This window comes from Flavobacterium piscisymbiosum (genome assembly GCF_020905295.1).
GTDB lineage: Bacteria > Bacteroidota > Bacteroidia > Flavobacteriales > Flavobacteriaceae > Flavobacterium > Flavobacterium piscisymbiosum.
The window spans coordinates 6,314,020-6,334,625 of sequence record NZ_JAJJMM010000001.1 but is presented as its reverse complement, the minus strand read 5'-3'; the positions used below and the strand labels follow the sequence as shown (position 1 = coordinate 6,334,625).

Annotated in this window: 13 protein-coding genes and 3 tRNA genes; 8 read left to right on the top strand and 8 right to left on the bottom strand. The window is 33.3% G+C overall.

Translation table 11 applies throughout. From position 1 onward, the window contains the following. Positions 1-25: 25 nt before the first annotated feature. On the bottom strand, positions 26-1,033 hold the full coding sequence (locus LNP81_RS26620) for a hypothetical protein (protein WP_230040634.1): 1,008 nt from the start codon (positions 1,031-1,033) through the stop codon (positions 26-28). Between the two features lie 101 nt (positions 1,034-1,134). Here LNP81_RS26620 and proS point away from each other — a divergent pair, with 101 nt between their 5' ends. The 5 genes from proS to rpsT all read left to right on the top strand — a co-directional run bounded on the left by proS (position 1,135) and on the right by rpsT (position 3,402). Beyond that, positions 1,135-2,613, top strand: a complete 1,479-nt coding sequence (proS, locus tag LNP81_RS26615; protein ID WP_230040632.1) for a proline--tRNA ligase — start codon at positions 1,135-1,137, stop codon at positions 2,611-2,613. A 77-nt stretch (positions 2,614-2,690) separates the two neighbouring features. Continuing rightward, positions 2,691-2,762, top strand: a tRNA-Glu gene (locus LNP81_RS26610). Between the two features lie 47 nt (positions 2,763-2,809). Then, positions 2,810-2,881, top strand: a tRNA-Glu gene (locus tag LNP81_RS26605). Between the two features lie 43 nt (positions 2,882-2,924). Next, positions 2,925-2,996: transfer RNA gene (locus tag LNP81_RS26600), tRNA-Glu, on the top strand. A 154-nt stretch (positions 2,997-3,150) separates the two neighbouring features. Next, positions 3,151-3,402 (top strand): 30S ribosomal protein S20, encoded by a 252-nt coding sequence (gene rpsT, locus LNP81_RS26595; protein ID WP_055095632.1) that lies wholly within the window; start codon positions 3,151-3,153, stop codon positions 3,400-3,402. Positions 3,403-3,603: 201 nt separating this feature from the next. On the opposite strand, the gene LNP81_RS26590 is transcribed toward rpsT, so the two are convergent. Both LNP81_RS26590 and LNP81_RS26585 read right to left on the bottom strand, forming a co-directional pair. Then, on the bottom strand, positions 3,604-4,008 hold the full coding sequence (locus LNP81_RS26590; protein WP_230040629.1) for a response regulator: 405 nt from the start codon (positions 4,006-4,008) through the stop codon (positions 3,604-3,606). 5 nt (positions 4,009-4,013) lie between these two features. Next, a complete protein-coding gene (locus LNP81_RS26585) occupies positions 4,014-5,669 on the bottom strand; it encodes a PAS domain-containing sensor histidine kinase (RefSeq protein ID WP_230040627.1) in 1,656 nt (551 codons plus the stop codon). 222 nt (positions 5,670-5,891) lie between these two features. On the opposite strand from LNP81_RS26585, the gene typA reads away from it, so the two are divergent. After that, positions 5,892-7,688, top strand: a complete 1,797-nt coding sequence (gene typA, locus LNP81_RS26580; RefSeq protein WP_230040625.1) for a translational GTPase TypA — start codon at positions 5,892-5,894, stop codon at positions 7,686-7,688. A gap of 184 nt (positions 7,689-7,872) precedes the next feature. Here the strand turns inward: typA and LNP81_RS26575 are convergent, their stop codons facing one another. The 4 genes from LNP81_RS26575 to LNP81_RS26560 form a co-directional block, all read right to left on the bottom strand. Next, entirely contained in the window at positions 7,873-10,320 is a 2,448-nt protein-coding gene (locus tag LNP81_RS26575) for a T9SS type B sorting domain-containing protein (protein ID WP_230040623.1), read from the bottom strand. A gap of 128 nt (positions 10,321-10,448) precedes the next feature. Continuing rightward, positions 10,449-12,800: a T9SS type B sorting domain-containing protein gene (locus tag LNP81_RS26570; RefSeq protein WP_230040621.1), complete on the bottom strand. Its 2,352-nt coding sequence runs from the start codon at positions 12,798-12,800 to the stop codon at positions 10,449-10,451. Positions 12,801-12,815: 15 nt separating this feature from the next. After that, entirely contained in the window at positions 12,816-13,652 is an 837-nt protein-coding gene (locus LNP81_RS26565) for an ABC transporter permease (RefSeq protein WP_230040619.1), read from the bottom strand. Positions 13,653-13,655: 3 nt separating this feature from the next. Then, positions 13,656-14,567 (bottom strand): ABC transporter ATP-binding protein, encoded by a 912-nt coding sequence (locus tag LNP81_RS26560; protein ID WP_230040618.1) that lies wholly within the window; start codon positions 14,565-14,567, stop codon positions 13,656-13,658. Between the two features lie 94 nt (positions 14,568-14,661). Here LNP81_RS26560 and LNP81_RS26555 point away from each other — a divergent pair, with 94 nt between their 5' ends. Both LNP81_RS26555 and LNP81_RS26550 read left to right on the top strand, forming a co-directional pair. Then, a complete protein-coding gene (locus tag LNP81_RS26555; RefSeq protein ID WP_230040617.1) occupies positions 14,662-15,714 on the top strand; it encodes a hypothetical protein in 1,053 nt (350 codons plus the stop codon). A gap of 61 nt (positions 15,715-15,775) precedes the next feature. Then, the gene (locus LNP81_RS26550) at positions 15,776-16,636 is read left to right on the top strand and encodes an SdiA-regulated/phytase-like domain-containing protein (protein ID WP_230040616.1); all 861 of its coding nucleotides are present in this window, start codon (positions 15,776-15,778) and stop codon (positions 16,634-16,636) included. 208 nt (positions 16,637-16,844) lie between these two features. On the opposite strand, the gene LNP81_RS26545 is transcribed toward LNP81_RS26550, so the two are convergent. Then, the gene (locus LNP81_RS26545; protein WP_230040615.1) at positions 16,845-20,579 is read right to left on the bottom strand and encodes a metallophosphoesterase; all 3,735 of its coding nucleotides are present in this window, start codon (positions 20,577-20,579) and stop codon (positions 16,845-16,847) included. Between the last annotated feature and the right edge of the window lie 27 nt (positions 20,580-20,606).

Here is a 20,606-nt window from a genome sequence, read left to right as displayed (position 1 = left end):
ATTTTTCGATTTGTGAAAGAAGGTATTATCTTCTTCCACCTCCGCCTCCTCCGTATGATCTTCCGCCACCGCCACCGCCGCCAGATGATCTCACGCTTCCTCCGCCACTGTTCATAGAACGTGATGGGCTAGGAGAGTAGCTTCTTGTTGGTGCGCTGTTATTACCGCTGTTGTAATTTCTGGTTGTTGTGTTGCTGCTTGATCTTCTGTTAGAATAGTCGTAACTATTGCTTTGTCCCTGAGCAGCACTTCTTCTGTTTGTGAAATTTGGGCTTGAAGAATTATAAGTTCTTCCGTTTGTAGAACTTCTTCTAAAGTCAGAATACCCGTTTCTGTTTGTTGTATAACTTCCTCTGTTTGTAGTGTAGTTTCTATTGCTGAAATTTCTGTCAGTGTAGCTTCTGTTGCTGCTGTAGCTTCTATTGCTGTAGTTTCTGTTGCTATAGCTTCTATCATAACCATAGTTTCTTCCTCCGTAATAAGCGGCAGAACCTCTTCTTCCATAACTATAAGCGTAGTTATTGTATCCGTAGTAAGGTCTGTATCCTGGATAACCCCATCCTGGTCCCCAATATCCAGGGTATCCCCAGCCGTATGCAGGGTATCCCCAGTAGCCTCCTCCGTAACCCCATCCATAATAAGGGTATCCGAAACCAAGTCCGAATCCCATTGACCATGTAGGATCAGAGTAAACGTTTACAGAAACATCTGTATTTGCACTTCCCCAGGCAGGGTAAGCGGTTGCAACTGTTTGCGTGCTGTCATTATCGGCATAATTGCCATAAGTGTCAACATCTGTAAAAATTTCAGTTGGCTGACTGTCATCTTGCAATGATCTGAAGTAATCTTTATATTGATTATTTGTGTTTGTGGTATTTGTTTGAGCATACGTTCTTGTCGAACCACCGTAGACTCCATCATTATCATTATATGAAGCGTTTTGGTAAGAACCACACGATGCTAGTAGAAAACTCAATATTCCAATTAAGTAAAAATGACTTGAGTTTTGGCGGAGAGATGTAGAAGTTTTCATATCTGTGGTGTTTTTTATTGTTGCACATTACAAAAATAGTTAGTTTTGTCAAACTATTTAGTTAAAATTATTAAAACAAAATTTGTGCCAAACTATTCAATATGAGTAAGAACCTCACTACAAGATCAGAAGATTATTCGAAATGGTATAACGAGCTGGTTGTTAAAGCAGATCTAGCCGAAAATTCAGGCGTTAGAGGATGTATGGTTATTAAGCCGTACGGATATGCTATTTGGGAAAAAATGCAGGCGGAGTTAGATCGAATGTTTAAAGAAACAGGACATCAAAATGCGTACTTCCCTTTATTCGTGCCGAAGAGCATGTTTGAGGCTGAAGAAAAAAATGCAGAAGGATTTGCAAAAGAGTGTGCTATCGTAACACATTATAGATTGAAAAATGATCCGGATAAACCCGGAAAACTAATGGTAGACCCAAATGCTAAATTAGAAGAAGAGCTTATTGTTCGTCCTACTAGTGAAGCAATTATCTGGTCTACTTATAAAGGTTGGGTACAATCATACAGAGATTTACCTTTATTAATTAACCAATGGGCAAATGTAGTACGTTGGGAAATGCGTACGCGTTTGTTTTTAAGAACTGCAGAGTTTTTATGGCAGGAAGGACATACGGCACATGCTACAAAGGCAGAAGCACTGGAAGAGTCTGAAAAGATGATGAATGTGTATGCTGATTTTGCTGAAGGCTTTATGGCAATTCCGGTTGTTAAGGGGATAAAAACCGAAACAGAACGTTTTGCGGGAGCTGACGAAACCTATTGTATTGAAGCTTTAATGCAGGATGGAAAAGCTTTACAGGCTGGAACATCGCACTTTTTAGGGCAAAATTTTGCCAAAGCTTTTGATGTAAAGTTTGCAAATGCCGAAGGAAAGCAAGAACACGTATGGGGAACCTCTTGGGGGGTTTCTACTCGTTTGATGGGAGCTTTGGTAATGACACACTCTGATGATCAGGGATTGGTTTTGCCTCCTAATTTAGCACCAATACAAGTGGTAATTGTGCCTATTTATAAAACAGACGAGCAATTGGCTGAGATTACAACTGCAGTTAATGAATTAACGGCGAAGTTGAAAAAGTTGAAGATCTCTGTTAAGTACGATGATAGAACAACTCAAAAACCAGGATTCAAATTTGCTGAATGGGAATTAAAAGGTGTTCCGGTTAGAATTGCTGTTGGGCCAAAAGATTTAGAAAACGGAACTTTTGAAGTTGCCAGACGTGATACATTGACAAAAGAGACGGTTTCCGGAGAAGGAATTGTTACTTATATAAATGACTTGCTGGAGCAGATTCAGGCAGATTTATTTAACAAAGCATTAGAGTATCGTAATACTCATATTACGGAAGTAAATAGTTTTGAGGAATTTAAAGAAATTTTAGATGGTAAAGGTGGGTTTGTATCTGCACATTGGGATGGAACTGCTGAGACTGAAGAAAAAATAAAAGACTTGACAAAAGCGACCATTCGATGCATTCCTTTAGATGCTGTTGAAGAGGCTGGAACCTGTGTGTTTACGGGTAATCCTTCTTCAAAAAGAGTGTTGTTTGCTAAGGCTTATTAATTTTTTTTAATTTTTTTTGCATCAGGTATTGTACATCTTAAAAATAGTTGTATTTTTGCATCCGCATTAGAGAAGCAGGCCCGTTCGTCTATCGGTTAGGACGCATGGTTTTCATCCATGTAAGAGCGGTTCGATTCCGCTACGGGCTACTACTTTTTTTACTGCAAAATGTTCTTGAAATACTGAGAATTAAAATGGCCCGTTCGTCTATCGGTTAGGACGCATGGTTTTCATCCATGTAAGAGCGGTTCGATTCCGCTACGGGCTACAATAATACCTCTATTTAAATATAGAAAAACTTAGAAGGATATGGTCTGTTCGTCTAGGGGTTAGGACTCCAGGCTTTCGTCCTGGTAACAGGGGTTCGATTCCCTTACAGACTACTGAATTAGTTGTAAATAAGTTTTGTAAAATAAAAATTGGTGTCTCGATTTTTGTTTTATTAGTTAAAACCAAAGTGATTGCCTGGCAATTGTGGGAGGTTTTTCTTTTTTAACTAGTATTTATAATAATTATTACATCTAAAATTAAAACAAAATGGCAAATCATAAGTCAGCATTAAAAAGAATCAGAAGTAACGAAAAAAGAAGAGTTCTTAACAGATATCAACATAAAACTACTCGTAATGCTATCAAAGCATTAAGAATAGCTACTGATAAAGCTGATGCTACTTCTAAATTATCAACTGTAATCTCTATGATTGATAAATTAGCTAAAAAGAACATCATTCATGATAATAAAGCTTCTAACTTGAAGTCTAAATTAACTAAACATGTTGCTAAATTGTAATTAATTACAATTTCCTAAAGTATATAAAAAGCCCCCTTTTAGAGGGTTTTTTTTTGTTTGAACAAAAAAAAGGAAAATTCCAAAAAAAAAATAAATTCCAAATTCCAATAGCTTTATAGTGTTAGAATTTGGAATTTTTTTATTTAGAATTTAGATATGTTTGTTGGAATTTTGAATTTCAGATATTGGGATTTAAATTATTTAAAGATCCATTTTCTTTTTAAGATATTCCAACATTGGCTGAGTAATTGGTTTTGAAAGGAAATCGATAATGATAGGATACTTTTTTGCTTTGGCTAAATCTTCAGGGTCAATTGTAGAAGAAAGTACAATGACACGCGCACTATTGAATTCAGTATAGTCTGGAGAGGTAAAATGATCCAGAAATTCCCAGCCGCCCATCACAGGCATGTTTAAATCCAGGAAAATTAGTTCTGGCTTGCTTGCTTTGTTTTTGTTGTATTTTAAGGTATTGAAATGGTGTAGTGCTTCTTCGCCATTTTGAGCAGTGATAATTTCTTTAGAAAATGAGGATTTCGAAATTACTTTCTTACATAGCATTAACGTGATCGGGTCGTCGTCGATGCATAAAATTTGCTCGAGCATATGAATTAATTTTTAAATGTTATTATAAATGTTGTTCCCTTATTGACTTCACTTTCGATGCTAATTGTTCCTCCCATGGTTTCGACCTGCGATTTTACTAAATATAAACCTAATCCTTTGCTGTCTGGATAGTTGTGAAATCGTTGGTATAGTCCAAATACTTTATCGCCATTTCTTTCCAGGTCAATACCAATTCCGTTATCTTTAAAGGTTAAGACGGCTTTATGGTCTATTTGTTCGGCGGTAATAGAGATTTTTAGTTTTCTGTTTTCTGATTTATATTTTATAGAATTGGTCAGCAAATTCAGTAAAATGCTTTCAATATAAGCTTTATTTGTGTTTAATAACGGAACTCTGTCGAATTTGAGTTTAATAATTGGTTTGTGCAATTCGATTTGAAAAGACAATTGGCTAAAGACATTCTCGAAAACTTCTTTTAGTGAGACTTCTTCTTTTTGCATCGAAGGATTGTCTTTGATAATAATCACTTTTACTAAATCATTGATGGTTTCATTTAATAAATGAGTCGATTTTGTAAAACCGGAAAGAATTTCCTGAAGTTCAGGATTTTCGACAGTAATATCTTCTATTAAATTTAAAAGTCCGATTAAATTAGATAATGGTGCTCTTAGATTGTGTGACGTAATGTACGAGAATTGTTTTAGGTCTTTATTGTTTTGGGTTAGTTCACGAATAAGATGTTCTTTTTCTGTTTCCAATTTTTTCTCATCAGTGATGTCTCTTTGTATAGAGATCCAGTGCGAAATATTTTCTTCGTTATTGAAAATTGGAATCATCGAAAAGCGAACCCAGTATTCTTCTTTTTTCTTGGTGTAACTAATGGTTTCTATTAAGCATTCTTCTTTGTTTTTTATAGCTCTTAATAGTTTTTTTAATTCTTCAGAATCAGATTTTGGTCCTTTGAAAATATTGGGTGATTTACCGATTATTTCATGTGAAAGATATCCAGACATATGAGAAAATGCAGGATTTACATATACTATTTTAGGTATTTTACGATCTGTGGAGTTGGCTTCTGTAATTAAGATAGAATCTTTAGATTGTGTAATTACGGTTTCTAAAAGTTTTAATCGCTGTTCTTCTTCTTTTTGTTTGGTAATATCCTGAATGGCCCCAATCATTCTAATGGCTCTTCCGTTTTCATCTTTTAGTAAAAAACCACGGTCAAGAACATATTTATAGGTTCCGTCTGCGCATCTAAAACGATATTGATCTTGCCACTTTTCGGTTTTTTGTTCGATAAATGAGTAGAGTTTAATAGACATTCTGATGCTGTCTTCAGGGTGTATTTTGTCAAACCACCATTTTGATGTTTTTCCTACATCTGCAGGATTGTAGCCAAAAACACTTTCGATTCCTTTATTCCAGTTTATGCTGTCTTCCTGAATTTTCCAGTCCCAAATAGTATCGCTCGTTGCTTTTGCAACAATGTCGTATTTTTCGTTCGATTCCTTGATTTCTTCGTTTGTACTTTTTAATTTTTCGAAAATAGAGATATTTCTTTTTTCGTTTTTTGATAGTATGTATCTGAAAATAAATCCTGTAGCAAGTATAAAAAGGATGTCTTTTATGAAAAATAAATAAAAATATTCTAATTTAGAAAAGTAGGTAGTAAGTATTTTATGACAGAGTGCTGCCATAATTATTGATATGATAACGTAAATTAGAGTAATTTGGAGAGTTTTACTTTTCATTACTCAAATATAGTTAAATTAACTATAATTAAACAATAACGAAAGTTCAATTTGAAGGTTAAATTTACATTGTTTTAACGAACTAATTACTTGTCTATACGCAAACTATCGCAGAAACGTTTTTTATATCAAAATAAAGTGTACCTTTGCACCCATTAAAAATCTCAGATGGAATCTATTAGAAATATTGCAATTATTGCCCACGTCGATCACGGTAAAACCACTTTGGTTGATAAAATTATGTATCACTGTCAGTTATTTCGTGACAACGAAAACACAGGTGATTTAATTCTTGATAATAACGATTTAGAGCGTGAGAGAGGTATTACTATTACTTCAAAAAACGTATCAGTTCAATATAAAGGAACAAAAATCAATATTATCGATACTCCTGGTCACGCCGATTTTGGAGGAGAAGTAGAACGTGTATTAAACATGGCCGATGGTGTATGTTTGCTAGTTGATGCTTTTGAAGGTCCAATGCCACAAACGCGTTTTGTATTACAAAAAGCGATTGACCTTGGTTTAAAGCCTTGTGTAGTTATTAATAAAGTTGATAAAGAAAACTGTACTCCAGAAGAAGTTCATGAGAAAGTTTTTGATTTAATGTTTGAATTAGGTGCTGAAGAATGGCAGTTGGATTTTCCAACAGTTTATGGTTCTGCTAAAAATAACTGGATGTCTGATCATTGGGAAAACGTAACTGATAATGTTGAAGCATTATTGGATATGGTTGTTGCAAATGTACCTGCTCCTAAAGTTTCTGAGGGAACACCACAAATGTTGATTACTTCTTTAGATTTCTCTGCATTTACAGGGCGTATTGCTATTGGACGTTTAGAAAGAGGAGTTCTTAAAGAAGGTATGCCAATCTCATTAGTAAAAAGAGATGGTACTGTATCTAAATCTCGTATCAAAGAACTTCATACTTTTGAAGGACTTGGTCGTAAAAAAGTACAAGAAGTTATTGCTGGAGATATTTGTGCAATTATTGGAGTTGAAGGTTTTGAAATTGGTGATACTATTGCTGATTTTGAAAATCCTGAAGGTCTAAAAACAATTGATATCGATGAGCCTACAATGAGTATGTTGTTTACTATCAACGACTCACCTTTCTTTGGTAAAGAAGGTAAATTTGTAACTTCTCGTCATATTAGAGAAAGATTGACAAAAGAATTAGAGAAAAACTTAGCAATGAAGTTAGGTGAAACTGATTCTGCTGATAAATTCATGGTTTTTGGTCGTGGAGTACTTCACTTATCTGTTCTTATTGAAACAATGAGAAGAGAAGGGTATGAGTTACAAATTGGTCAGCCACAAGTTATCATCAAAGAAATTGATGGTAAAAAATGTGAGCCAATTGAGGAATTGACAATCGATTTACCAGAATCACTTTCTGGAAGAGCGGTAGAATTCGTTACTTTACGTAAAGGAGAAATGTTGAGTATGGAAACGAAAGGGGAACGTATGATTGTAAAATTTAATATTCCATCACGTGGAATTATTGGATTACGTAACCAATTACTTACTGCAACAGCTGGTGAGGCTATTATGGCACACCGTTTTATTGGATATGAGCCTTACAAAGGAGAAATTGCCGGACGTAACAAAGGTTCATTGATTTCTATGGAGAAAGGAAAAGCTATTCCTTATTCTATCGATAAATTGCAAGATCGTGGTAAGTTTTTTGTTGAACCAAATACCGAAATTTACGAAGGTCAGGTAATTGGAGAAAACTCTCGTGCTGATGATATGTGTGTAAACGTAACTAAAGAGAAAAAACAATCTAACGTTCGTTCTTCTGGAAATGACGAAAAAGCAAGAATCATCCCTCCAATTATTTTCTCATTAGAGGAAGCATTAGAGTACATTCAAAAAGATGAGTATGTAGAGGTAACTCCAAAATCTATTCGTTTGAGAAAAATCTATTTGACAGAAACTGATAGAAAAAGATTTAAAATCTAAATCATTTTTTAAATTTCAATATTAAAAATCCCAAATTCCAATTTTTACGGAGTTTGGGATTTTTTTTATTTTAAACTTATTGAATTTATATTTTATACCTTGAGTTTAAATTTAATATTTGAAATTTCTTAGAATTGTAAAGTATTGGAATTTGGATTTTTCAGATTGAAATTTTCTCGATTTTTTATCTTTTTAAACTAAAATGACCTTTAGCTTCACGGTTGTCTTCTAATTTCAGGGTATACCAATAATCATCTGATGGTAGAGGAGTGCCAGTAAAAGTCCCGTCCCAACCTAAATCAGAAGGGCGTATTTGTTTTAATAATTTTCCGAATCTGTCATAGATGTAAATAATAGCATTTTTGTTGATACTGGTATCCAAGCCAACTAAATTCCAATAATCATTATATCCGTCAGCATTTGGAGTAAAGAATTTGGGAGCGCCAATGAGTGCAGCTGTTCGATGTACCATTCCGCAATTTTTTTTATCGTTTATATATACCTCATAAAATCCTGATTTAAGATTACTAAATGTATTAGATTCCTGAAATGGACCATTTGGTGCATTAAGACTGTATTCGTATTCACCTTTTCCTAATACATTCACTGTAATTTGATTCGAATCAGTTTCTAATAAATCAATAATATCAATATTTTTAATGCTTGCTGCATTTGATGCTGTTACTTCTATGGTTTTTGTTTTTGTACAGTTGGTTTTATTTGTAATTTCTACCGTATAAATACCGCTTTGGTTTACATCTAATTGAGAAGAGGTTTCATTAGGTATTTTTACCCCATCTTTAAGCCATGTAAAAGTAAAATCAGTAATGGAAGCAATGTCAATTATTCCAGCCTCTAAATGTGCTTTATGCAACGGAAGATTTTCACAAACATTTGTTACCATATCAGGTTCAATATTAGGTAATTTGTTGACCTGCAATTTTATTGTGTTAATTCCGTAGCAATCATTTCCCTCTTCAATTCGGGCATATACTTCTTGATTATATGGTATTTCATTTGAATAAGAAGCAGGTTTCTCAATTGGATTTTTTTCTAATAAAGCATCATTTTCGTTGGTGTAATATCTTATAGTTTGAGAAGTTGCTAATGGAATATTGGCATTTGTTAGATTAAATAAATGTATTCCGTCTTCAATTCCGTCATCGTCGCAAACTGCATTCAGATTATATGTTAATTCCTGAATTACATTAGTTTTTAATGTTAAGGTGCTTATGCTATAGCATTTTGTTTTTGAATTAATAACCCTCACAAAAAGAATCTGCGGATTACTAATATTTGTATATTCTGTGTTTAATGAATTGCTGTTATTTATGGCATCATCATTATTTAAAAAGAAAACCGTTTCCAGATCTTGGTTGTTATTTGTTAAAGTTGGGTTAGCCTCTTTTAAATTAAATAAAACTAAACCGTTTGTGTTTTTGCCAGCATCGCACTGAATTAAAGTTGCATTGTTTATTTCCGGAAGCGGATTTACAATAAGTTGAATTTCCTGAATTGCGACACTAGACTTACTGCCGGAAGCTTTTATAAATATAGACTGCTTATTGGGTATGGTATTGAAAAATGGACTTGATAAGGGATTTGTTTCTGTTTCAGCATCATCTTGTGACAAATAATATTTAAAAGTTAGGTCTTGTATAATAAGATTTTCGAAAATACTAGCTGTTGTTTCGTTTAAATTAAATGCAGTCTTGCCATCGGTTGAATTAGAGTCTGCATTATCGCATAGTACAATTGTAGTATTAGGAAACACAAGCTTGTCACTTATTTTAAGATTAAAAGCGGCCCAGTTGTAACATTTTGTTTTATTGTTTGTTATCCTGGCATAGACAATTTGTTGATTACTTGTATTTTTAAAATCTGCTGGATTTTCTATTGCATTCAAATCAAGTATTGCATCATTAGATGAAGTATGATAGGTGACTGTTACGTCAGTTTGAGATCCCATTATTATGGGAGTATTTTGAGTTAAATCAAAGCTTACTTTTGGATTTGTTTCTCCGCTATAATCTGATTTTTCAAGATCTATTGCATTTTCAGATGCTATGTTTAAACTTGGAGGATCGTCAAATGTTGCTGTTCCGAGCCATTCTAATGAAAAATTGCTATTTCCTGTAAATCTGTCAATTACAATAAAATAAGTTTCACCAGCATTAACATCCAGCCATCTTACAAAACCATCTCCGTTTTCTCCTGGACCTTCTGTTGTGTCAAAATATTGGCCTGTCATACCTGTGGTGTTATTAGGCAATCTAGCCAGAGCAGGATTTGTTGTTGAACAACGAATAGATTGCCCCAGTGAATTGCATGTTGCAGTAGGGCCAAAAACCAAAAAATCAAAATCTACAACAATGTCTTGACTTTCAGGTTTTAAAATAAAGCCTAAAGTACCAGAAGTTTTTATTAAAAGTTTTAGCCAAATACTATTATTTTCGCTAGAGAAACAACTGTTTTCTGAAATGTTATATTCTAGAACGTCGCCGGGACCTATTGCATTAAGGCCTTGAAATCCTGAGTTGCCACATACTATGATTGCATCTTTGCAATCATTTTGAGCATTAATATGACTAGAAAATAAGAATAAAAGAAATGATATTTTAACTAGATTCATCTTATAGGGTTAAGAAGTAAATATAAGATAATATCTAATTTTTATTGTTTATTGTTTATTGTTTAAAAAACTAATTTTTGATGTTGTAATATCGCTATCAATGTTAAAACAGGAAGTTATTTTACTTTTTATCTTTTTAAACTAAAATGACCTTTTACATTTTTACCATCAACAAATTGCAGCGTAAACCAATAATCATCTGCAGGCAATTGCTGGCTATTGTAAATACCATTCCATCCAATACTATTTTGATCCATTTGTTTCAGGAATTTTCCGTAACGATCGAAAATATAAATTTTGTAATCAGGTAGATGATCTATATTGGTAATAAACCATAAATCATTATATCCATCGCCATTTGGAGTAAAAAACCTAGGATAATCTACGACATATAGTAAAAATGAATTAGACAATCCACAGCCATTTTTATCTCTGGCAATTGCATTGTAAATTCCAGCCTTAACACCAGTGAATAAAGGATCGTTTTGAAAAACGTTTCCGTCTAATGAAAATTCATAGTTTCCAACTCCGCTATATTGTAGTAAAACAGAGTTGTCAATTCCTGAAAAATCTTTTATAATAGCTTCAGTTATTAAAGCAGGTTCAGATAAAATCACTTTGAATTTCTTTGTTTTTTGGCAACCATTTGCATCTGTAACAACTACTGAATAATCTCCTGCAACATTAACTTCTATAAAAGTATCGGTACTTCCTGTGTTCCATAAATAACTTGCAAAACCATTAGCAACATTTAAAGTGATTTCATCTCCTTTGCATAAAAATTTTGTTTCATCTTGAAAATCAGGAGGGTCAAAAGTATTTACAACAAGAGTAATAGGCACGATATCAAAACAGTCAGCTCCGTTTGTAGCTTTAGCATAAATAATTTGGCTAAATGCGACGGTATTCTTAAAAATATTAGGGAGTTTATTGGCATCATTCAATGCGTCATTAGTATTTAGATAATAATTAAATACTAATGTGGCAGGCAAACCTGTTGAAACTTGTGGAGTAACTTCTGCAGCGAGATCAAATTGATACAATCCGTCCTGTTTGTCATCTCCATCACAGGTTGCAATGGGGTTTTGATCTGGAATTGTCGTATTTGAAACTTTTAATGTAACTTCGGCAGCTGTAAAACAGCCGTATTGATTTTCAATTCTTGCAAAAACAATTTGATCAAGGGTTTTGTTCGTGTATTGTTCAGGCTTTAAAATTGGGTTTGTTTTTGATTGAGCATCTGCCAATGATTCGTAATATCCTTTGTTTAGTATTTCTGAAGCGTTATTTTTTACAATCTCATTAACTTTTGTCAGGTTGAAAATAGTAATTCCATCAGTATCGTCATCACATTGTAATAAAGAAGTATTGGCTGATGTTATTTCTGTGGCATATTCAATCTTAATTTGTCCTGTCGACACACAACTTGTGCCTTTTAAAGTAGCCTCGACTTTATAGTTTCCTGCCGATTGAACATTGTATGTAGAACTTACCTGCGAAGGAATTTCTACATAATTATTAGTAGCATCTTGCTTAAACCATTTAAAGTCATATTGAATATTGTCTAATTGAGTATTTAAAGTAATGGTTTCGCCAAAGCATGCAGGATTATTATTGGCAAGAGTTCTGTCTGCACCAAAATCTACTAAAGAAACAAAACTTCCTCCTTGTATAAAAACGGCTGAGTTAAACTGGCCCGTCGGGTCATCTGCAATAACGAGTTTTAGATGGTATGTTCTATTAGGAATTACATTAGTTCGGGCATTCATAACCGTTGTTTGACCTGCGTAATTTATGGGACTTAATTCCGTATTATAACCATTAAAGAAATTCTCATTTATAGCTTCGCAACCATCAAAAGACTGTCCGCTAACTATAACGGGATCTATTTTTGTATGCACGGTTGTAGAAGCTACAGGTACTGTTGAATCCGGTAAAACAGCTAAATTTTTATAATCTTCTGTAGTTCCTGCTTCTTTTATTAAAAAAGCAAATCCGTCAGAATATACACAAGGGTAATAAGTTTGATACTCGTTTGAAGCGAAAATGTAATTAAAACTTATAGAGTTAGTTAAGGCTACAAAATCAAATTCTAAAACAGTAGCCTGTGTGCTTACAGCGTTGTTTAATGCTTTATTTAAATCATTGTCACCTTTCCATTGTGAGTTTGTGAATCCTTTAGAATCTGCTTCTATGTAAGGTCCTTGAGCATTTTTGCTAGCTGATGTACTTAAAACAATACCAGTCGAAAAAGGAAAACCACTTGTTCCTGAACTGAAAGAAGCATAACTTGCTCCGGTACTTGCCGGATTTCCAGAAGCCTGAACTGTGGCTATATTTATACAGGAACTATTTATTAATACATTTTTGACGAGTGATTCAGCTGTTTTCGAATCATCTACAGTAATATTCTGTGCTTTTATCTTTGTAGATATTAAGCACAGAAAGCAAACAAGCAAAAGACGTTTAATAAAATTCATAGTATTACAAATATACTATAAATCTCTTTTTTTAAGCAATTTGTAGGAAAAAAGCATAAATAAAAATGTCCATACCAAAACAATCACAATTGAAAGAAAATGTACGCCGTAATCTTTAGTATTTTCTACCCCTATTTGAGTTCCGATGCTTTTTATTAAAGACAATCTTGATACAGGTTCAATAATTAAATTTGACATCGCTTCTAAAGGTAAAAACTGCGTAATCTTATAACCTATATTACTTTCCGGGAAAATCTGAAATACTAAAAGACCTTTTATGATCGATTCTATAAAAATCCATACTAATAAAAATCCCAATGCAAAGGCAGATCGTTTTACTAATATCCCTAAAAATAAACAGAAAGAAAAGAATCCTAATAATTTTACGAAAAAGGCCAATAGATATTCTAAATCACTAAAAACAATACCAAATTCTGTGTAAGATGAAAATGAATATCCGAGGATTAAGGTCATGATAAAAACAAAAATAGTAGAGCCCAATGCGAAAAGTACAACGGTTAAGAATTTGGATAAAATAAATTCTTTTTTGCTTAAACCATCTATCAAATTTTGTTTTAGAGTGCCGTAGCTATATTCATTTGCCATCATCGATACGATAACAATGGCCAGGAAAAATTTAAGCCAGGCAGCAAAATAAGTGTTGAAATGCCATATAAACGGAAAATTAAAAATTCCCATTTCTGATGGATCAATGTGAATAGGTCCTATATCAAACTTTATCGATGCAATTAATGCAATGAATGAAAGTAAGATGAAATAGGTTAAAGTAAGGACACGACTGGCTTTATTTTTCCAGATTTTTTGTAATTCTATAGAGATAAGTCTGTTCATGGTTTAGTTTTTTTGGATAGTAGCATTTTTGGTTAATTCTAAAAATTGAGCTTCTAAACTGTTTTTACGTTTTACTAAATGGCTTAACGTAATGTTTTTAGAAAATAAAAACTGATTTAGTTCCGTTGCTGATAAATCTGATTTTAAGTAAACCAAAATTTTTCCATCCTCTTCAGTAATTCGGTCTATCGACGAATGTGTTGCCAAAGCATTTTTTAGTGTTGCATTATCATCAGCCATGATTTCAAAGAAACCTTCGTTTGCTGACATTTCGTCAACCGAACCTGAATATAAAATTTCTCCTTTTCGTAAAACAATAACGTGCGAACACACTTTTTCGACTTCATCTAATAAATGTGAGGCCAGTAAAATAGTAGTTCCCTGCGAAGCGATTTTTTTGATAATATCACGAATCTGGTGAATTCCCTGCGGATCTAAACCATTTGTAGGTTCGTCTAAAATCAAAATTTCAGGATCGTTCAAAAGAGCCGATGCGATCGCTAAACGCTGCTTCATTCCTAATGAAAAAGTACTGAATTTGCTGTCTTTTCTTTCGGCTAAGCCTACTAAATCCAGCTTTTCGTTGATCTTAGAATAATTAATGCTTTTTATTTTGCAAACCAATTTCAGGTTTTCTTCCGCAGTCATGTACGGGTAAAAGTTGGGTCTTTCTATGATGGCACCTACTTTTTTTAGTGCTTCATGAGTCTGAACTTTTCCTCCAAACCAGCTGTAGCTTCCAGAGGTGCGATTTACAACATTTAGCACAATTCCTAAAGTAGTCGATTTTCCACTTCCGTTAGGGCCTAAAATACCATAGACGCGGCCTTTTTGTATTTCAAAAGAAACATTTTTTAAGGCTTGAATACGCCCGTATCTTTTATGAAGATTCTCAATAGTAAGTATGGTTTCCAAATTTATTCGGTTTTAGTTTTAAGTATGACGATTCAACTCGTTTATTGTTACGCTAAATTTTATTTAATGTAAATTTGTAATAAAGATATTCAAAATGAGCGAACCTTTAATGGTTTTAAAAAAACCATCATACCCTTTAACTCCATCACTTTTAAGTTATTTAGATAAATACGAGCGTATTTCAAAAGTATCTGTATTCTATGATGATTTATTGCGATTTGCGGGGGCCATAAATTTATACGACAAAAATGGTGTCGATACTTTGTGGACTCGTGTTTATTACGGAGAGTTTGACCGCGAAGAAATTGATTTGAATTTAAAAAAGATTTATTCTCTTTTGCATTCAGACGGGAATAATGATATCATCAAGTATCTAAATGTTGATGCGATCGATTTTTGCACTTTTGGAAACTCAAAACCTTTCAGGGTAAAGGTCCGTAATATTCTCAATGACAATTACGTTCATTTTTATATAAAAAAAGCCGATGCTTCCCGAATTTATGGATTAGAACTTGAAGACATTTTATCGCCGGATAAAATAAATTTTTTGGTTTTTGGCGATACTCTTATAGAAGAACATATTGTAGGAATTCCGGGTGATATCTTTATGGAAACTTTACTGCATACGTCTACCGAGACAGAAAAATCACAGATAGCAAAAGAGTTTGTGAAATTTAACGAACGTTGTATGATACGACTTTTGGGAGATATGCGTTCGTATAATTATGTAATTGTTCCAATTCATGATTTTGACCAGGTAGTTTATAGAATTCGCGCCATAGATTTTGATCAGCAATGTTATGAGGGGAATTTTAAAGTCTATCGCCCACAGTTTTTCAAGGAAAACTACCAAATGATGAAGCTCATTAAAGAAAAACTCGAAGACCGTTCAGTGATTCAGTATAAGGATGAAGAAAGAGCAATTTTGGCAAAACGAATTCATTCTGCCGAAGCCAGAATTACAAAATTATTGAATATTATGTGCCATGATACCATTTCGACAATGGACAATTTGAATCAGCTAAAAATGGAATTGTATCGTTATACCAATGATATGAAGTTTAAAAATGCCAAATCAATGGGACATATTATGCTTGCGGCGTTTGAGTTTATTACACGTAATTTTAAAAACACGAATTTAATTTGACTTTTTACCATACAACTAATATGGTTTAAAAATTAAGCTTAAATATTTTAAAAATAATACTATGAAAAAGTTTTTTTTACTTGGCACTTCCCTTGCTTTATTGGCTTGTCAGCAACAATCAAATACTGATTTTAAAACGCTTTACTCGCTTCCTAAAAAGTTAAAAGAAGTTTCGGGAATTACTTATTTCCCGGAAACAAACTTAATTTATACTTTGGAAGACAGTGGAAATACGAATGCTATTTACGCCATAAATTCAGAAGGGAAAATAGCAAAAACCATAACAATTTCAAATGCAACCAATGTAGATTGGGAAGACATCACCAAAGATAAAAACGATAATATTTATATTGGAGACTTTGGGAATAATGATAATGAACGCAAGGATTTGTGTATTTACAAAATCAATAAAAACCAATTGAATAAAGATTTGGCTGTAGCCGAATATAAAGTTTCATTTTCGTATCCGGAACAAACCGAGTTTCCTCCCAAGAAAAAAGAATTATTCTACGATGTTGAAGGTTTTTTTGAACACGGAAATTACTTTTATCTTTTTACAAAAAACAGAAGCAAAGGTTTTGACGGAACAGCTTTTATTTATAAAATTCCAAACGCCCCGGGAACTCAAAAAGCAACTAAAATAGGTGAATTTAAAACCTGTGATAATTACAATCATTGTGTACTGACAAGTGCAACAATTAGTCCTGACGGAAAAAAAGTAGTTTTGCTAAGTCATGATAAAATTGTTTTATTTAAAGATTTTAAAGGAGATTTGTTTCATAAAGGATCTCAAACCGAAATAAAACTAAATCACTTTTCGCAAAAAGAAGCTATAGTTTTCAAAGACAACAATACATTATTGATTGCAGATGAAAAAGCAAATAAAACAGGAGGTAACGTATATGAGTTTAAACTGAAATAAGTTGCTAAGGTTCTGAGATGCTAAGAGACTAAGTTTCTAAGTTTTGGGATATTAAGAAAAAAAATTGCCACGAATTTCACTAATTTCCACGAATAATTAATTAGTGAAAATTAGTGAAATTCGTGGCAAAAAATCTTTGTCCCTTTGAGCCTTTGTAACTCTGAACCTAAGAAAAAACCTTAGCACCTCAGAACCTTAGCATCTTAAACTAAAAACTATACGCCGCCCCAAAAATAACTCTTCCTACTTCATCAGGAGATTTAAAATAAGAAATCCTTGCAGTTAAAACATTGATTGCATTAATCCAAACTCCGCCACCGTAATCCTGGTGCCATTTTTTAGAATCTTCGCCATCAAGCCAAACTCTTCCGTAGTCAAAACCACCCAGAATTCCGTAGGTTAAAGGAGCAATAGTTTTTTGAATTTTACCAATACTGAATCGTAAATCACTGCTTTGAGAGAAATAAGAACTTCCTAAAAAGCGTTCATTTCTATAGCCTCTTAAGTCAGTATCTCCGCCTAAAGTAGCACCGTGATAAAAATCAAAATTATTATTTAAAACCGCTTTTCCTTTAAAAAGAGTCGCCAAAACTAATTTTCCGTTATGGTCAATTTTGTGCGTAAATCCTAAAAGACTCTCAAGAGTTGGAAAGTTTTGTTTAGTATCATCTAAATTAGTCAGCCATGTTGCCGAAACCATAAAAGCAATTCCTAAAGTTGGTTTTGCTGCAAAATCAGAATTTTTGAAAAGATATTTTACTTTTAAACCACCATAATTTTGATTATCAAAAACATTTGGATTTACAATATTTGGCGTGTCAATAAATCTGTTTTCAGTTTCCTCAACAGTCATTCTTTGAAAAATAGGCTGTACGCTAAATTCACTTCCATAACGGCCAACGTGTCTGATGGCACCCGAAAGATTAAATTTTCTGATGCGTACACGATTGTAATCCATATCGACCTCTTCATCATCGTATTTAGTTTCGTTTCCGTAGCCAAAATAATTCATCGCAAAGTTTGGAGTCGTATATTGCGATTCAACATCAATAACCCATTTACCTAATAAACCAGGAAAATGCGCGACATAATTAAACTCTAAACCTCCGGTGGCAAAGTAATAAAAAGCATTTAAAACGTGTCTTTGTGTGTACGGATTCTGTTTGAAATTATTAACCGTATAATTTAAATTGATACCTACTTTTACGCCATCATCAGGATTATAACCAATATTTGGAAGTCCTGATATCACATTGTATTTAGGTTTTTCGTAATTGTATAAGTTTACATCATAATCATCTGTAAGCTCTGTTTTAGTTTTAGAATCCAGATTATACGTGTTTTCTTTAGATTTAAAATCATAAACAATGACTCTTTTTCCGTTTTCTATATTATAAGTATCATTGTTCTGACCACCAATCAATCGAATTTTTATACTTGATTTTTGATCTCCTTTTACTTCAAAAACGTCATTGTCATCTAAACCATAAATCCAAAGATTTTTAGTTTTAGAATCCGTTACCGTTTTTGTATAAAGTAATTCATCACCTTCTTTTTTAACTCTAAAAACCTGAATTTCGATGCTTTTTTTAGCATTGTGATTGATGATGAATTTATCTTTTTTATCCGTTCCGGCAATCATTACCGTATGGCTTAAAACATCAAAATACTCTGAGGCATATTTTTGAAGGTCTTTCTTTCTGTTTTTTAATTTTTTCTTGATGTCTTCAATTGTGCCATCCTGAACTTCTTTTGGTAAGTTTTTAAAAGCTTTATCAATATCACTATCCGATAAGTTTTCCTGAATATATTTGGCCTGAGCGATCCAGTCTTTCTCTTCAGCAGTTCTTAGAAATGCTAAATCCATAGGATAAGGTTCCCTGTTAAGCCACTTTACATTATCAATTTTATTTTTGAAAGATCTCATGTGGCGAAGCGCCGGAATATTCATTAAAAGCGAAAGTAAAGTTCCGTCATATTTTACAAAAGCCTGGTCGCGGTCACGAGGAATTGGTTCATAAATAACTTTGCCATCTTTTTTATGTTCTGCCCAACGCCATTGATCGCTGTGTCTGTCCCAATCGCCAATAAGCATGTCAAACAAACGGGCTTTCATATAGGCATCTTCATCAACGCTGTATTTTTCGTCTTTATGAAGATTTTTCATCATATCATCTGTACTAATAATATTGGTAGGATTACCAAAGTTTTTACCATCCAAATGATTATCAGCAGGTCTTTCTTCGACCATATAAAGCTGATCTCCAAAATTCGAGTTAAACTCTTTTAAACCATTTTGTTTTGGTATGTAATACAAAACAGGATTGGTATGCAATAAACCTATTTGGTCTGACATACTGCCAATTGCAAATGTTGTGTAGGGATGCGAAGTGGTGTAAAAATCGAATAAGAAATTCTCAGCATAAGTATCTTCAAAATCATTAACAACATATTGATCCTTAAAAGCTACCGATTGTAAAAATGCAGTGGCGCTTTTTTTCATGCCACGCATTACATATTCTCTTTTCTTAGGATCAGACATTCTTAAAGAAACTGATTGATGTCCTCCGCCTTCGCGAATAGGTTTTAAACCGCCCATTAAAGTATCTAAAGTAGCTGTTTTGGCTTCAATTGGTAGGCTGTAATATTTTCTGTAATGATTCCCGAATAAGAATTTATGGAAAATACTTTTACGGGTCATTTTTTCAGAATAAATAGAAGTTGTAACAGTTGCCGGAAACTTATTGTCAACCGTTGCGGCCCAGTTAATCTCTTTGGCTTTTATAATTTCGTGTTCAAAAAGTAATTTTTCTTTATTATTTTCATTGCCAAAGAAAGTCACTTTTGCATCACCACTTTTAAACAAAGTCAATGTAGCATAACCATTTCCGCCATAAGAGAATTCTGTTGGGTTTATAGCTCTTGCCGCTTCAGATTTTGATCCTGCGCCACTAATAATTTGCTTGATATTTTCTTTGTTAACGTACTGAAGATTATGATCGTGTCCGGAAACTACAATTACATTTTTCTGTTTTTGCAAAAGCGTTTTAATTCGCTTGGCATAAATAGTATATTGCTTGTTTTGAATATCCTGCGGACTTACACCAGATGTTTTTCGTAACAAATTAATAAAAGAACCAATAATAGGTAAAGGGATTTTTTGTTCTAACGGAAAAAGTTGTTTTTCTAATGAAAATTGTCCGCCGTGAGTTCCGTTGCTCATCAAAGGATGATGAATAGCAAGAATAACTGTTTTTTCCTGGTTTTTATTTAAGAGATTTTCTAATTCATCAAAAAAATCTTCTCTCGTTTTAATATCACAATTATCATTCATTGTGGGGTGATTGTCCCAATCTTCCAGAAACCATTCGCTATCAACCGTAATTAGCGTTGCTGTACTGTCGATCTTCACATCTTCGATAGCACAACTCTTTCGAGGTAAAAAAGCTTTTTTATCGTTTAAATATTTAGTCACAAAATCGGCTTGACGTTCCAGGCCTTTTATGCCATTATACCAATCATGATTTCCGGGAATAAATATTGTTTTTCCTTTAAAACCTTTAGTTAGTTTTAATTGGTTAGTCAATTTTGTTTCCGCCAAAGCTTTCTCTGATGCATTGTCATCACTAGGGAAACCTTTTGGATAAATGTTATCTCCCAAAAAAAGCAGAGTTGCTTTTTTATTCGATTTTTTCAATTTTTGATGCAATAATTCCAATGTTTGCTGCGCTTGCTCTTCATCAGCGTTTCCTGCATCTCCAACTAAATAAATAGTGTGTGCAATTTTTATAGTATCTGTTGCGTTTTCCGTTTCGTTGGCACTAACATCTTTCCCGTATTGCGCTTTATGTGTCGCACAGGAATAAACCAGTAACAAGACAACTATTGCCAAAGACCGGTTTTTAATTTTAGTAATAAAATGATTATCCAAAAACAATTTCATAATTTAGTGGTATAAAATAAAATCTCC

Excerpts from the sequence above, each read along its gene's own strand:
- LNP81_RS26620 (WP_230040634.1), bottom strand. The coding sequence starts at position 1,033 with ATGAAAACTTCTACATCTCTCCGCCAAAACTCAAGTCATTTTTACTTA.
- proS (WP_230040632.1), top strand. The coding sequence starts at position 1,135 with ATGAGTAAGAACCTCACTACAAGATCAGAAGATTATTCGAAATGGTAT.
- rpsT (WP_055095632.1), top strand. The coding sequence starts at position 3,151 with ATGGCAAATCATAAGTCAGCATTAAAAAGAATCAGAAGTAACGAAAAA.
- LNP81_RS26590 (WP_230040629.1), bottom strand. The coding sequence starts at position 4,008 with ATGCTCGAGCAAATTTTATGCATCGACGACGACCCGATCACGTTAATG.
- LNP81_RS26585 (WP_230040627.1), bottom strand. The coding sequence starts at position 5,669 with ATGGCAGCACTCTGTCATAAAATACTTACTACCTACTTTTCTAAATTA.
- typA (WP_230040625.1), top strand. The coding sequence starts at position 5,892 with ATGGAATCTATTAGAAATATTGCAATTATTGCCCACGTCGATCACGGT.
- LNP81_RS26575 (WP_230040623.1), bottom strand. The coding sequence starts at position 10,320 with ATGAATCTAGTTAAAATATCATTTCTTTTATTCTTATTTTCTAGTCAT.
- LNP81_RS26570 (WP_230040621.1), bottom strand. The coding sequence starts at position 12,800 with ATGAATTTTATTAAACGTCTTTTGCTTGTTTGCTTTCTGTGCTTAATA.
- LNP81_RS26565 (WP_230040619.1), bottom strand. The coding sequence starts at position 13,652 with ATGAACAGACTTATCTCTATAGAATTACAAAAAATCTGGAAAAATAAA.
- LNP81_RS26555 (WP_230040617.1), top strand. The coding sequence starts at position 14,662 with ATGAGCGAACCTTTAATGGTTTTAAAAAAACCATCATACCCTTTAACT.
- LNP81_RS26550 (WP_230040616.1), top strand. The coding sequence starts at position 15,776 with ATGAAAAAGTTTTTTTTACTTGGCACTTCCCTTGCTTTATTGGCTTGT.
- LNP81_RS26545 (WP_230040615.1), bottom strand. The coding sequence starts at position 20,579 with ATGAAATTGTTTTTGGATAATCATTTTATTACTAAAATTAAAAACCGG.